The 14,098-nt window shown below is 60.3% G+C and carries 9 protein-coding genes; 6 read left to right on the plus strand and 3 right to left on the minus strand.

Annotation, left to right across the window (positions count from 1 at the left end; translation table 11 throughout):
• Positions 1 to 129 precede the first annotated feature (129 nt).
• Positions 130 to 474 carry a four-helix bundle copper-binding protein gene (locus HW554_RS10820; RefSeq protein ID WP_176908604.1) on the minus strand — a complete coding sequence of 115 codons (345 nt, stop codon included), beginning with the start codon at positions 472 to 474 and terminating at the stop codon, positions 130 to 132.
• Positions 475 to 630: 156 nt separating this feature from the next.
• Between HW554_RS10820 and recQ the strand changes: the two genes are divergently transcribed.
• From recQ to HW554_RS10840, 4 genes are all read left to right on the plus strand, one after another.
• Positions 631 to 2,898 (plus strand): DNA helicase RecQ, encoded by a 2,268-nt coding sequence (gene recQ / locus HW554_RS10825; protein ID WP_176908605.1) that lies wholly within the window; start codon positions 631 to 633, stop codon positions 2,896 to 2,898.
• A 310-nt stretch (positions 2,899 to 3,208) separates the two neighbouring features.
• Positions 3,209 to 4,027, plus strand: a complete 819-nt coding sequence (locus tag HW554_RS10830) for a LexA family transcriptional regulator (protein WP_176908606.1) — start codon at positions 3,209 to 3,211, stop codon at positions 4,025 to 4,027.
• A 212-nt stretch (positions 4,028 to 4,239) separates the two neighbouring features.
• Positions 4,240 to 4,959, plus strand: a complete 720-nt coding sequence (locus tag HW554_RS10835) for a pirin family protein (RefSeq protein ID WP_176908607.1) — start codon at positions 4,240 to 4,242, stop codon at positions 4,957 to 4,959.
• A 9-nt stretch (positions 4,960 to 4,968) separates the two neighbouring features.
• Entirely contained in the window at positions 4,969 to 5,685 is a 717-nt protein-coding gene (locus tag HW554_RS10840; protein ID WP_176908608.1) for a GAF domain-containing protein, read from the plus strand.
• A gap of 578 nt (positions 5,686 to 6,263) precedes the next feature.
• On the opposite strand, the gene HW554_RS10845 is transcribed toward HW554_RS10840, so the two are convergent.
• Both HW554_RS10845 and HW554_RS10850 read right to left on the minus strand, forming a co-directional pair.
• On the minus strand, positions 6,264 to 8,108 hold the full coding sequence (locus HW554_RS10845) for a M2 family metallopeptidase (RefSeq protein WP_176908609.1): 1,845 nt from the start codon (positions 8,106 to 8,108) through the stop codon (positions 6,264 to 6,266).
• 140 nt (positions 8,109 to 8,248) lie between these two features.
• Complete coding sequence (locus HW554_RS10850) at positions 8,249 to 9,193, minus strand: M90 family metallopeptidase (protein WP_176908610.1); 945 nt, start codon at positions 9,191 to 9,193, stop codon at positions 8,249 to 8,251.
• A 268-nt stretch (positions 9,194 to 9,461) separates the two neighbouring features.
• Here HW554_RS10850 and HW554_RS10855 point away from each other — a divergent pair, with 268 nt between their 5' ends.
• Together HW554_RS10855 and HW554_RS10860 are read left to right on the plus strand one after the other, a co-directional pair.
• Positions 9,462 to 12,539, plus strand: a complete 3,078-nt coding sequence (locus tag HW554_RS10855; protein WP_176908611.1) for a SusC/RagA family TonB-linked outer membrane protein — start codon at positions 9,462 to 9,464, stop codon at positions 12,537 to 12,539.
• Positions 12,540 to 12,551: 12 nt separating this feature from the next.
• Entirely contained in the window at positions 12,552 to 14,093 is a 1,542-nt protein-coding gene (locus tag HW554_RS10860) for a RagB/SusD family nutrient uptake outer membrane protein (RefSeq protein WP_176908612.1), read from the plus strand.
• Positions 14,094 to 14,098 lie beyond the last annotated feature (5 nt).

Genomic DNA, 14,098 nt, shown 5'->3' on the forward strand with positions numbered 1-14,098 from the left:
AAAACGGAGTAGGGTGGGAGGCTCGTCGCCGCCCGCCGTTGAACGGTCCACCTGGGATTCGTTCAACGGCGGGCGGCGACGAGCTCCCCACCCTACTCCGTTTTGGTAGGAGGTTTTACTGCTTTAAAGCTATTTCTGGTAGCTCTTGCAAGCTTCCACGCAGGCGCGGCAGGCTTCGGCACACTGCTGGCAATGGTCATGCTTATGCTGGCCGCACTCGTCGGCGCACTTCTGGCAGATTTCGATGCACTCCTTGAGCACGTGCTGGGCGTGGTCGGAGCCGCGGGCGATAAAGGCGTGGGTGAGGCGGCAGATGTCGGCGCAGTCGCGGTCGAGGCGGATGCAGGGCACCATCATCTGGATGTTGTCCTCTTGCAGGCAGGCGGTGGCGCACATTTCGCAGGCGGCAATGCAGCGGGCGAGGGCGTCGAGAACCTGCTGGTTCTGGGTGGCGGAAGTGGTGGATTGGCTCATACTGAAATGGGAATAGATTAAATGAATTGTTAGCCTCTTGTACGGGAGCCTACTACGGCCGGACGTGCACGATTTTGCGGAACGTGTGCACGATTCCCGCTTTGCGCAGGTTCTTTTCCTGCTTTCCTCCGCCGCCATTTACCGTATCTTTACGCTATGTTATTCGCCGCCGAACCCCTCGCCCCGACCATCGAATCTGCCCGCCTCGTGCTGAAAAAGTACTACGGCTACGACACGTTCCGGCCGATGCAGGAGGACATTATCCGCAACATTATGGGCGGGCAGGATACGGTGGTGCTCATGCCCACCGGCGGCGGTAAAAGCGTCTGTTTCCAGGTGCCGGCCGTGGTCCAGGAGGGCGTTTGCATCGTGGTTTCGCCGCTGATTGCGCTCATGAAAGACCAGGTGGAGGCCCTGAAAGCCAACGGTATTTCAGCGGCCTACATCAACTCCAGCATCGGCGCAAGCGAGGCCAATAACATTGCCGCCGACTGCCTCAACGGCCACCTCAAGCTCCTCTACGTAAGCCCCGAAAAGCTGCTCTCCGACGGCTTTCTGAGCTTTTTGAAGCGGCTGAAAGTGAGTATGTTCGCTATTGATGAAGCCCACTGCATCAGCTCCTGGGGTCACGATTTCCGGCCCGAGTACACCAAGCTGCGCATCCTGCGCGAGCAGTTTCCCGAAATCCCCATCATCGCCCTCACCGCCACCGCCGACCGCCTCACCCGCCGCGACATTCAGCAGCAGCTGCGCCTGAGCAAGCCCAAGGTGTTCCTGTCGAGCTTCGACCGGCCCAACCTCAATCTCATCGTGCGGCCGGGACAGGACAGGGTGGGGGGCATTCTGGAGTTTCTGGAGCGCCACCAGGGCGAGGCGGGCATCATCTACTGCCTGAGCCGCAAGCAGTGCGAAACGCTGGCCCAGAAAATCCAGGCCAAAGGCATCAAGGCGGGCTACTACCACGCCGGCCTTACGCCCAACCAGCGCAGCGCGGTGCAGGAAGACTTTCTGAAGGACGATTTGCAGGTGATTGTGGCCACCATTGCCTTTGGCATGGGTATCGACAAGAGCAACGTGCGCTGGGTGATTCATTACAACCTGCCCAAAAACATCGAAGGCTATTACCAGGAAATCGGCCGCGCCGGCCGCGACGGGACGCCTGCCACGGCGCTGCTTTTCTACTCCTTCGGCGACGTAATGAGCCTGCGCGACATGCTCACCAAGGAAAACCCGCAGCTCACCCAGCTCAACCTGACCAAGCTGGAGCGCATGCAGCAGTTTGCCGAGGCCGCTGGTTGCCGCCGCCGCGTGCTGCTCAACTACTTCGGCGAAACCCTGGACCACGACTGCGGCAACTGCGACATCTGCCGCAACCCGCCCACCACCTTCGACGGCACCGAAATAGCCCAGAAGGCGCTGTCGGCGCTGGTGCGGGGGCGCGAGCGGCTCAGCATCAGCCTGCTGATCGATGTGTTGCGCGGCATGCGCAACCAGGCCGTGCTCAGCGGGGGCTTCGACCAGATAAAAACCTACGGCGCGGGCCGCGACTTGCCTTACCTCGACTGGTACAGCTACGTGCATCAGATGCTCAACGACGGGCTGGTATACATTGCTTACGAGGAAGGCTACGCGCTGAAAATCACGGACCTGGGCCGCGAAGTGCTGCTGGGCCAGCGTCCGGTGTCGATGAAAAAGTTTCAGCCCGCCGAGAAGGCCGAGAAAAAGCCCCGGGGCCGCAAAGCCGCCGCTGCTTCGGCTGCCGCGCCTGCTTCGCGCGAGGCCCAGCTGTTCGAGGCCCTGCGCGCCCTGCGCAAGCGCATTGCCGACGAGCAGGGCGTGCCGCCCTACGTTATTTTTACGGATGCCACGCTGACCGAAATGGCAGCCGAGCGGCCGGTAAACCGAGTGGCCATGCTGGGTATTTCGGGTGTGGGCATGAAGAAGTTCGACACCTACGGCGAGGCCTTCATCCGCGAGGTGATGGCCCACGGCGGCAACCCCGCCGCCCAGGCCGAGTTCGACGATGCGCTGCCCGCCGGCCTCGACCCCGACGACGCAGCGTCGCCCCGTGCCCCGCGCAAAAAGGAGAAAGTTAAGAAAGAGGCGAACACCGAGGCTGGCTCCACCGTCGAAACTACGTATCAGCTGCACCGCATGGGCCTGAGCCCCGAGGCCATTGCCGAGCGCCGTGGCCTTGCTCTGAGCACCATTCAAAGCCACTTAACCACGCTTTATACCAACGGGTTCGAGCTGCGGATGGAGGATTTTCTCTCGGCCCAGGACCTGGCCAACATCCAGACGGCCGTGGCCCAGCTCGGCGGCCAGCCGCTGCTGCGCGACCTGTTCGACCATCTGCGCGAAGATTACGACTACTTCCGGCTGCGGCTGGCCCAGCAGTATTTCCGGCGCCTGCGCGGAGAGTAGAACAGCGGGTGAGCTATTTGGAACGTCATTCTGAGCGAAGTCGAAGAATCTCGCGTGCAATGGTAACTCCTGACAGCAGTATTACTTTGGCACGCGAGTTTTTTCGATTTTGCCCAGGATGACCGTTCTTTTTTTGGTACCGCATTAGCTGCTATTCAGCTTGCCTGAGCTAGCGGACTTTCAGCCTATCGCAAAAATTTTAGTAAAATTTTCGGCTAATTGAATTAGTATTATCGCAACGGAGTTTCTATCTTCGTGAGCCGGTCCCTATGGGCCTTTTTTGTCCTGTTTTCCCGGCTTCTTCTGCGTTATGATCAATACGAACCTCAAATTCTGGCGACGCGAACTGAGCCTAACCCAGGCGCAGATGGCCGAAAAGCTTGGCATCAAACGCTCGTTGGTAGGTGCTTATGAGGAAGGCCGGGCCGAGCCCAAGCTGGCTACCCTCGTGAACATGGCCCGCCTGTTCGGCATCACGCTCGATGCGCTGGTAACCACCGACTTCAGCAAGAAAAAGAACGCCAAGGCCGCTGCCCAGTTGCAGGCCCAGAACGCCCAGATGGCGGCCACCGACACCAGCGCCGTGTATGCGGGTGGCGGCAAGCTACGTATCCTCGCTCTCACCGTCGACCGGGAGCAGAACGAAAACATCGAGCTGGTGCCCCAGAAGGCGGCTGCCGGCTACCTCAATGGCTACGCCGACCCCGAGTATCTGGAAGAGCTGCCTAAGTTCCGGTTGCCTATGCTGGGCAGCTCGGGCACATTCCGGGCCTTCGAAATTGCCGGCGACTCGATGCTGCCCATTGCCAGCGGCACCGTGATTGTGGGCCGCTACATCGATGACTGGCTGAACCTAAAGGACGGCACGCCCTGTATCATCGTCAGCAGCAAGGAGGGTATCGTGTTCAAGCGGGTCTTCAACCGCCTCAAAGACAACGCCATGCTGGCGCTGCACTCCGACAACCCGCTGTATTCGCCCTACGAAATCGATGTGGAGGACGTGGTGGAAATCTGGGAGGCCAAGGCTTACATCAGCAGCACCTTCCCCATTGCCGACCTTTCGCTGACCCGCCTGGCCAGCATCGTGCTCGACCTGCAGCAGCAGGTTTCCACCATGAAAAAGGTGTAGCGAATTGAGATAATGGCCGCAGGCCGCCCCCGCGGAATGAGGTCGATTTTAACGGACCATAAACAGAAGTGGTTGATCCGTTCTCCCATCCGGCCCCGTTGCCTTTACCGGCAGCGGGGCCGGCTCTTGAGAGGGTTACGCACACCCGGACCTAACTTCCGGGGGCGGGCTGCGTAAAATCGGGACACTACTCACCTGACTTCTCTTTCCCGATGCTGAAGCTGATTCCTGCCACCGACCGTTACCACGCCACCCCGACCAACTGGTTGAGCAGCTATTATCTGCTCAGCTACGCCGACTATAACGACCCCGATAACGAGCATTTCGGCCCGTTGCGGGCGTTCAACGACGCCACCATTCAGGGCAAGGGTGGCTATCCGCAACAGCCGCGCTCCGAGATGGAGATTGTGACGCTGGTACTCGATGGCGAGCTGCAGCACGACGACACGGTAGGCAACCGCGGAACCATCAAGAAAGGCGATGCGCAGCGTATTACGGCCGGTACAGGCCTGGCGCATGCCGAGATGAACGCCACCGATACGCCCACGCACATCTACCAGATATGGCTGCTGCCGAGCCAGAGCGGTCTGGCTCCCTGCTACGAGCAGAAGGATGTGAATCTGTTTGATGCTAGCAACAAGCTGGTTCCGATAGCCTCGGGCCAGAAAGTGCTCGAAGATCTGCTATACATCAACTCCAATAGCACTATTTACTGGTGCAACCTCGACGCCGATGAGACAGTGCGCTTTAAAACCTTTCCCATCCGGAACACCTTCATATATGTGCTTGAGGGGCATATTTTTGTAAACGGCCTCGATGTAGGTACCAGCGACCAGCTACGGGCCACCGATGAGCATGTACTCGAAATACAGGCGACGGCTGATGCCCGCTTTGTGCTGCTCGATCTGCCGGTTTCTCCGGCTAACTACTAAATTCACTGCATGAGCATTTCCTTTCCCGACAGCCTGATTCCAGCCGATGAGGCCGCCCGGCTGCGGGCCCTGCATCTTTATCAGATTGCGAATACACCTCCTGAACCCATCTTTGACGAATACGTTGCCTGGGCAGCGAAATTGTTCAGCACCCCCATTGCTGTAATTTCTCTGGTTGATGAAGAGCACGTTTGGTTTAAAGCGGCGGCCGGAGTCGATGGCGTGCCCCAGCTGCCCCGCAACTCCAGCCTTTGTTCGGCGGCCATTCTGGTCGATGTGCCTATCGTCACCTCCGACTACTCGCCCGACAGCTGCCAGATCATCAAACAAGATGTGGCTTTGCAGATGGGCCTGAACTTCTACGCCGGCGCGGCGTTACGTACGCCCGATGGTTCCCGCATCGGTATGATGGCCGTAATAGGGCAGGAGGAGCGGGTCTTGTCGGAGGCGGAAGAGGAAGTGTTGAAGCACTTGTCAGTACTCGTCAGCCGTACCATTGAACTGCGGTTCCAGTATCTGCAGGCTGAGCATAACGCCGACTGGGAGGCCGCTCAGCGCGAGCTTTCTGCTACCCTCGACGATAACGCGACGCTCACCCGTTACCTGATGGCCCGCAACAATGGCCTCAACCTCAACGACCCCGGAATACATACCCTCGTGGTTGCCCGCATGGCCGGTATGACCAAAGTTCTGGACCGCCGGATAGGCGAAAACGACGTGCAGTAGCAACCAGTTGCTGCGTGCTGCCAAAAAAAGACTGCTCCTCCCGGGCAGTCTTTTTTTTATTACAAATGACCTCGGATAACTTCTTATAATGAAGCTGTTTAGAAAGTCAAAAGAACGTCATGCTGAGTGTAGCCGAAGCATCTCTACCGTTTCGTTACAGTCATTTAGCGAAGCGGTAGAGATGCTTCGGCTGCGCGGACGCCAGATGAAGCATGACGTTCTGATTGATTCCGGGTACTTCCTAAACAGCTTCAATTCATGCAGTGGCACTGTAGCGCGAAGATCCGCTATGCCGCCACCGGGCATGCAAAGTACCGGCAGCACCCAATCGGGTGGGCCCGGGGGCGTGTACACGTTGATGCGCCGGGCTTCGCACAGCACCCGCGTGGCCAGCGTAAACGTCTGGCCAATGGTAAGCGCGGTGGCTGGGGCTGGTTGCTGCTGTGCCGTTGTGGGCAGGATAACGCCCAGCATCACCGTAAGCAGCGGAAGCGCCAGTTGGGCGCGGGCTGGAAAAGGACGGGAGGATTGCATGGCAGAAAGAGGTACGGTCCGGCAAAGCTGCCGGACCGTGGGAATTACATGGTGTACTTGCGGCCTTTGTTCTTCTCTTTGAGGTAGGCCATCAAAGGCTGGAAATACTCGACCATGGCGCGGGCCGAGAGGTCTTCGCCGGTTTTCTCCTTTAATACCGTGCGCCAGTCCTTGCTCGCGCCGGGCCGCATAATGTCGGCCAGGAACGTGCCGACCTCCTTGCTGCCGTAGTAGTTGGTGGCGTGCGGGTCCTGCTTGAGGATGTTTTTGGCAATGTGGTCGTGGAGCTGGAACAGGATGACGTAGCTCAGGGCATAGTCGTAGTACTGGGCCGGGTCGTCGTTGATGTGGGTTTTGGTGGCCGGGTCCAGGTACTGCTCGCCGCGGGTAGTGGGCGGCACGATGCCCTGATATTGCTTGGCCAGCTCCCACCAGCGGGCATTCAGTTGGTCGGCGGGCAAGTTGTCGGCGTAGAAGCTGTTTTCCCACTCGCTCATCACGCCCGAGGCAAACGGAATAAACACCACCGAGCCCAGCGCCTCCTTCAGCAACGACTGCATCTCGTCGGTTTTTACCTTGGGGTCAATCAGCCCCAGCCCGGCCAGAAACGGCTTCTGGCGGGCCGCCAGGCCCATCAGGCTGCCCATGGCCTCGTGGTAGGCGCGGTTGGCCCCGCCGCGCAGCAGCACCGGCACCTCGGGGTTGGTATAGCTGAGGTAGTAGTAGATGTGGCCCAGCTCGTGGTGGGTGGTTTCGTACCACTCGGTGTTGGGCTCCACGCTCATCAGGCTGCGCACGTCCTGCTCCAGGTTCATGTGCCAGGCCGAGGCGTGGTTGTTCTTCTTGTAATCAGCGCCCTTGGGCAGCGGGTACAGGCTGGATTTCTCGTAGAACACCGGCGGCAGCGCCGGGAAGCCCAGGCTCTGGTAGAACCGCTCGGCCTGCTGCACCTGCCACTCGGCCCCTTTCTTGGCCAGCACGGGGTCGAGGTCGAGGCCTTTTACGTCCACCATGCTGCTCCAGTCCTGGCCCCAGCGGTTGGGCAGCCACGAAGCCGGCAGGTAATCGGGTACCTGCTTCACGCCGTACTGTTTGGCCAGCTCGTAGCGGGCGTAGGTGTGCAGCTCGCGGTAGAGCGGGCGCAGCTCGTCGTTGAGCTGGCGTACCAGCGTCATCATCTCCTGCCGGTTCAGGCCGTAATCGGAGGCTTGGTAGGTGAAGTAGTCGGGGTAGCCCAGGGCCTGCACCGTCTGGTTGCGCAGGTCGCGCAGGTTCAGCAGGCCGGGTTTCAGCGTTGGGCCAATTTCCTTGCTGGCTTCCCAGAGCTGCTGGCGCTTGGCTGGGTTCTTCTCCTTCCGCAGCAGCTCGTCGAGGTCGTTGGTGGTTACCGACTTGCCCTGGTATTTGTAGTCGAAGCCGTAGAGCTTTTCGGTCTGTTGGGTTTCGGCCTTGATGCGGGCCTTCACCACGTCGGCAATGGTTTGGGGCGAGTTGGCGGCGTTGTACAGGGCCGTTTCGAGCTGCTTCACTTGCAAACCGGACAGCTCGGCTTTGTGCTCCAGCAGCTGGCGCAGGCGGGTAATGTTCTCTGTCGAGCCGGTGAAGGCAGCCATCCGCTCGTTGGCGCGGGCCGTAGCCCCGGCGTTGGCTGTATCGCCAGGTACGATATGCGTGTTGGAGCGCCATTCGGCTTCGGCCGACGCCGTGTACAGGCGCTGGTATTCACCCGAATAGTAGTTGAGGTAAGTTTCGGCCAGCGCGGGCCAGTGGGGCGCGGCCGGGGCCGGCTGGGTTTCGGGCGGTGCCGTAGCTACCGGAACCTGGGCAGTGGGGGCGCAGGCCGCGAGCAGCGTGGCGGTGGCGAGTACGGGGAAGAAGGACTTTTTCATGGGGGCGGGGCGAGAGGCAGCAGAGGGGGTGTTTTGAATAGCAAAGAAGCTGTTCGCGTCACTTTTTCGGGTTTCTGAACGCGTAGAACCCGGAAAAGGAACGCAAACAGCTTCCAAGTTACACGGCCAGCCGAAATGCCCTACGCTGCTGCCTGCTCCTGGGCCAGGTGGCAATCCTTGTATTTGCGGCCGCTGCCGCAGGGGCAGGGCGAGTTGCGGCCGAATTTGCGGCGGCTCCGCAGCGTTTTAAGCCACTCCCGCGGATCGACGGCGCGGCGCAGGAAACGACTTTTAGGGTTCTGGCGGAAGGCCAGCAGCAATAGGCCGTACAGCTCGGGGTGGTGCTGCTGCAGTTTCTCGGGCTTCTCGAAGAAGTACTCCGTAACCACGGCAAAAAACTCGGCCTCGTTGGTGCCCGCGTAGTCGTTGATTTCGGAGTTGCCGGCCCGGATGGCCTCAATTTCGCGCTTCATTACGGCTTCCCACTCGGGGCGCAGGGCCTCGGGCAGGGCTAGGCCGGGCACGCCGTCAATCACGCCGTCAGCCTCATCAAGCAGGTGGGCAAACTCATGAATGCCCACATTCTGGCGGTCGAGCGAATCCTGGAAACCCCGCTCCAGCGACGTTTTCGACAGGCGCATGTAGTGCGAGGTCTGGAAGCCCTGCACGCTACCGAGTAGGGTGCCTTCGAGGCCCACGTACTCCTTGTTGGGGTCGCGTTGCATCGTCCAGGCGTCGGGCACCACCAGCACCTCGCTCAGGTTGCCGTACTCCCAGTCAGGGAAGCCGAATACCGGAATAATGGCCGAGGCGGCTACCAGCAGCCGGGTGGCATCGTCCAGCTCGGTTTGTACGCCCGTTACGCGGGTCTGGGCCAGAAACAGCTGTACACGTTTCTCGAAGCGTGTTCTGTCGATTTCGGTAAGCGACAGGTAGAAGGCCACCCGCTCGCTGAGCACCAGCCGCCAGGCCGCCGGGAAGTCCTCGGCCAGGGCCGCCTTTTTAAGGCGGGTGTCCTGGGTGAGGTAACGATAGAAAAAGAAGCCCACCAGGGCCATCAGCGCGAAAAAGAACAGGTAAGGCATGAGGCGCTAAACGGCCGGCCGGTGCTCAGGGTTGGGCTTACTGTACAGGGCCGGCTCCCGGTCACGTTCATGCATTAGTAGATGCTTGAGTTAGCCGGCAGGTCGGGATGTTGAATTTCTGAGCAGCGTCGCCGATTTAAGTGTGCTGCCGGTTCGACTGATTGTCATTTTTTGCGTTACCAGTTCACATGCTTTTCCAGGCCGCCAGCTCCCACATATCTGTCGGCCTGCCAATGCTTCTTTCAATTCCCATCAATTCCCACTTTTTATGAAAATTCCCTTACTCGTTGTGGGGCCACCGGCCTTGCGCCGCGTGGCCCCCTGGCCCCTTTTGGGCGCGGTGCTGCTCGGCGGCAGTGGCCAGGCAACTGCTGCAGTCCAGTCGGTGGCCAACCTGAACATTCCCGGCCGGTCCATTGCGGACCCAACGGCCGCACAACCCGATGCACCCATAACGGGCCGGGTAGTGGACGAGAAGGGCGGTGGGCTGCCCGGCGTGAACGTGGTAGTGAAAGGCACCAACAACGGCACCCAGACCGATGCCGACGGCCGCTTCACCCTCACGGTGCCCGATAACGCCACGCTTATCTTCTCTTCCGTGGGCTACACCAGCCAAGAGGTGGCCGTTAACGGCCGCGCTACTCTGGACATCAGCCTGGCACCCGATGCGCAGGCACTGAGCGAGGTGGTGGTAGTGGGCTACGGCACGCAGCAGAAGCGCGACCTGACCGGCTCGGTGGCCCGCATTGAGGCCAAAGAGATTGTGAACCAGCCGGTGCAAACGCCTACCCAGGCGCTGCAGGGCAAAACGGCCGGTGTGCAGATTATCACCGACGGTACGCCCAATGCCCAGCCCACGGTGCGCATCAGGGGTACGGGCACGCTGCTGGCCGGGGCCAACCCGCTTTATGTGGTGGATGGGGTGCAGACCACGGACATCCGGAACCTGAGCAATTCCGACATCGAAACCATCGACGTGCTGAAGGATGCCTCGGCCGCCGCTATTTATGGTGTGCGTGGGGCCAACGGGGTAATTATTGTGACTACCAAGCAGGGTAAGCAGGGCAAGCCCGTGCTGAGCTACAATAATACCGTGGGCTTCAAGCAGGCCACCCGGCTGGTAGACATGGCCGACGCCGGCCAGTACGTGAACTACCTCAAGGATACGGCTCCTAACGTAACGCTGCCCGACTTTACGGGCAGCACCAACTGGTACGACCAGATTCTGCGCACTGCTACTTACCAAAACCACAACCTGGCCGTGTCGGGGGCCAACGAGAACGTGCGCTACTACTTCAGCGGCAACCTGCTGCAGGACGACGGTTTGGCCATTACCAACCGCTTCAAGCGGCTCACGGTGCGCTCGAACACCGAGTTCATCCTTTCTTCCAAGGTCAGCATCAGTTCGCAGGCGTCGTTCAGCCGGGCCGATACGCGTGATGTAAACTTTGCCACCGCTTTCCAGAACGCCTACCGGGCCTCGCCGCTGATTACCGCCAAGCAGGATGGGCGCTACGGCAACACCTCGGCTTTTGGCAACGTGGGCAACCCGCTGCTCGATATTGAGCAGAACAACAACAAGTCGCTTGAAAACCGCTTGCAGGGCAATGTGGGCCTCAACCTGACCCCGATCGAGGGCCTGACGCTGCGTTCGGCCATCAACGTAGACCTGAGCTACAACAACCGCCGGGTGTACAACTACCAGTACGCCAATGATGAGAAAACCTTTCTGAAAGCCGGCGGCAACCAGCGCAACGACCGGAGCGCCCTGTTCGTGACGCAGATAAACAGCACCCGCTACCTGTGGGAAAATACAGCCACCTACCAGCGGCTGCTGGGCGACAAGCACAACCTGACCCTGCTGGTGGGCACCGTGACGGAGGAAGGCCAGACCAATTCGCTGGCCGGCTCGCGCTTCGATGTGCCCGCCGACCCCAACCAGTGGTATCTGGGCACCGGCGACCCTAACACGGCCGTTAACAGCTCGCCAGCTTTGGGCAAAGACCGCCGCCTGTCAGCGCTGGGCCGCATCAACTACGTGTACGACGGCAAATACCTGTTCACGAGCAACCTGCGCTACGACGGAACGTCCAAATTTAACTCGGACCAGCGCTGGGGTCTGTTCCCGTCGGTGGGTTTGGGCTGGGTGCTTACCGAGGAAAGCTTCCTGAAAGACCAGCAGCTGCTGAGCTTTTTAAAGCTGCGGGCCAGCTACGGCCGCCTCGGCAACGACCAGATTGACCCCAACTCCTACATCACGACGGCCGATATTAACATCCCGTACGTGTTCAATTCCCGGCCGGTGCTCGGGGCCGTTATCAGCCAGATAAAGGACCGTAACGTGCGCTGGGAAGTCACCCGCGAGTACGATGCGGCCCTGGAATTCGGCCTGCTCGACAACCGCCTGAGCGGCGAGGTAACCTACTACGACAAGCTGACCACCGACGCGCTGATTCCGGTAAACATCCCGGCCTTGTTCGGCGACCCTGACAATCAGTACATCACCAACGCCGCCGACATCAGCAACCGGGGTCTGGAGGCGGCCCTGAACTGGCGCGCCAACGTGGGGGAGCGGTTTAGCTACAATTTTGGCGTTAATGCCACCTTCAATAAGAACCGCATTGAGAAGCTGAACGGCGGGCAGGCCCTGTTTGGGGGTGCCAACAACGTCACGCGCTCCGGCAACGGTGTGGCGGCCGGTACCTTCTACGTGCTTAAGGCCGTGGGCGTGTTCCAGAACCAGGCCGAAATCGATGCTTATCCTAAGTACACTTTTGAGACGCCGAAGCCCGGCGACCTGAAGTACGCCGATGCTAACGGCGACGGCACCATTGACCTGCGCGACCGGGTGAATGCAGGCTCTTACCAGCCGCCCATGTATTTCGGTATCAACGGCGGGCTCACCTTCAGCGGCGTCGACCTCTCGTTTGTGTTCAGCGGCAACGTGAACAACGACGTGTATAACCGCAAAAAACAGGCAACCGGACAGGTAACCGACAACATCGAGGCCGACTTCGCCGACAACCGCTGGACGCCGACCAACCCTTCGAACACCGATCCGGCCAGCATCCGCAACAACACGCCCAACTCCACTTACTTCATCGAGTCGGGCTCCTACATCCGGCTCAACAACTTGGTGCTGGGCTACACGCTGCCCACCGAGCTGGTTAAGAAGATCCGGATGTCGTCGTTGCGCATCTATGCCACGGCCCAGAACCTGTTCACGGTTACCAACTACTCAGGCTTTACGCCGGAGCTGCCGGGTGGCCCGCTGGATTCGGGTATCGAGGCTACCACATACCCCACCAGCCGCACGCTGGCCCTGGGCCTGAACGTTAACTTTTAATCTGCACCGCGCATGAAAACGATATTTCCTCGCCTGAACCGCCGCTTCCGGCTGGCCGCCCTCGGGCTGGCCCTCACCGTTGGGGCCGTGGGCTGCAAGGACTTCCTCGAGGTGGCCCCCCAAGGCCAGCTTACTGAAGACCAGATTAAAACCGACCCCGCCGCCGCCCAAAAACTAGTGGATGGCGTGTATAACGTGATGTATCTGGGCGGTTTCGGCTCCGATATCCACGGGCTGCAGTACGTGATGCTGACCGATGTGGCTTCCGACGATGCCGACAAGGGCAGCTCGCCCCAGGATTACGGCCCGGCGCTGGAGGTTGATAACCTAACCCTCAACTCCACCAACGACATCGTCAACAACGCCTGGCAGGGCTATTTCCAGGGCATCAACCGGGCCAACCAGGCCCTCGATAAGCTGCCGCTGAGCCCGGCTCCCGAGGCTACCCGCAACCGTCTGATAGGGGAGGTGCGCTTTTTGCGTGGCTACTTCTACTTCAACATGGTGCGCTTGTTCGGGGGCGTGCCCAAGCTTGATCGGGTGCCGCTGGCTTCGGAAATCAACGACCCAAGCCTGCAGAGGCGGGCCACGGCCGAAGAAATCTACCAGCTCATTATCGATGACCTGCAGTTTGGAGTAGATAACCTGCCGCTGAAAGGCGCCACCGAAACCGGCCGCGCTACCAAGGCTGCTGCCCAGGCGCTGCTGGCCAAGGTGTACCTCTACCAGAAAAACTACCAGAAAGCCTACGACCTGACCAGCGAGATTGTACAGGGCAAATCGGGCAACTACGGCCTGCTGCCCAGCTACGAAAACATCTGGCGCGAAGTGGGGGCCAACAGCGAGGAATCGGTGTTTGAAGTGCAGACCGGCATCAACGCGGCCTGCAACAACTCGGCCGTCAACCTGTACGTGGTTAGCCAGGGCCCGCGCTCGGGCGGCAAAGGCGGCTGGGCCGATCTGGGCTTCGGCTTCAACAACCCCAGCCAGCAGCTGGCCGACGCCTACGAGCCCGGCGACAAGCGCCGGGCGGGCAGCATCATCTTCATCACGACGGCCAAAACCGGCACCGTGCTCTGGGATGGGTTCCGCATTCCGAGCCAGGATTCGGTGGAGAACTCGCGCTACAGCTACAAGGCCTACCATAGCCGAACCAAGGAGAAAACCTGCGGCAACAACGACTACCTGCCCAAAAACATCCGCATCATGCGTTACGGCGAGGTGCTGCTGCTGAATGCCGAGGCGGCCTTCCAGCTGGGCAAAACGGCCGAGGCCACTACGGTACTTAACCAGCTGCGCGCTCGTGCTGGCCTGCCCGCCCGCACCAGCCTCACGCTGGCCCAGATCTGGCAGGAACGCCGGGTGGAGCTGGCTCTGGAGCACGACCGATTCTTCGACCTGGTGCGCCAGGAAAGCGTGCAGCCCGGCCGCATTGTGCCGCTGTACGCCGCCCACGGCAAAACCTTCCGCAAAGGCAGAAACGAGCTGTTCCCCATTCCGCAGCAGCAGATTGACCTAAGCGGCGGCGTGCTCACCCAGAACCCCGGCTACTAACCCTG

The organism is Hymenobacter lapidiphilus (assembly GCF_013377885.1).
Classification (GTDB): Bacteria; Bacteroidota; Bacteroidia; order Cytophagales; family Hymenobacteraceae; genus Hymenobacter; species Hymenobacter lapidiphilus.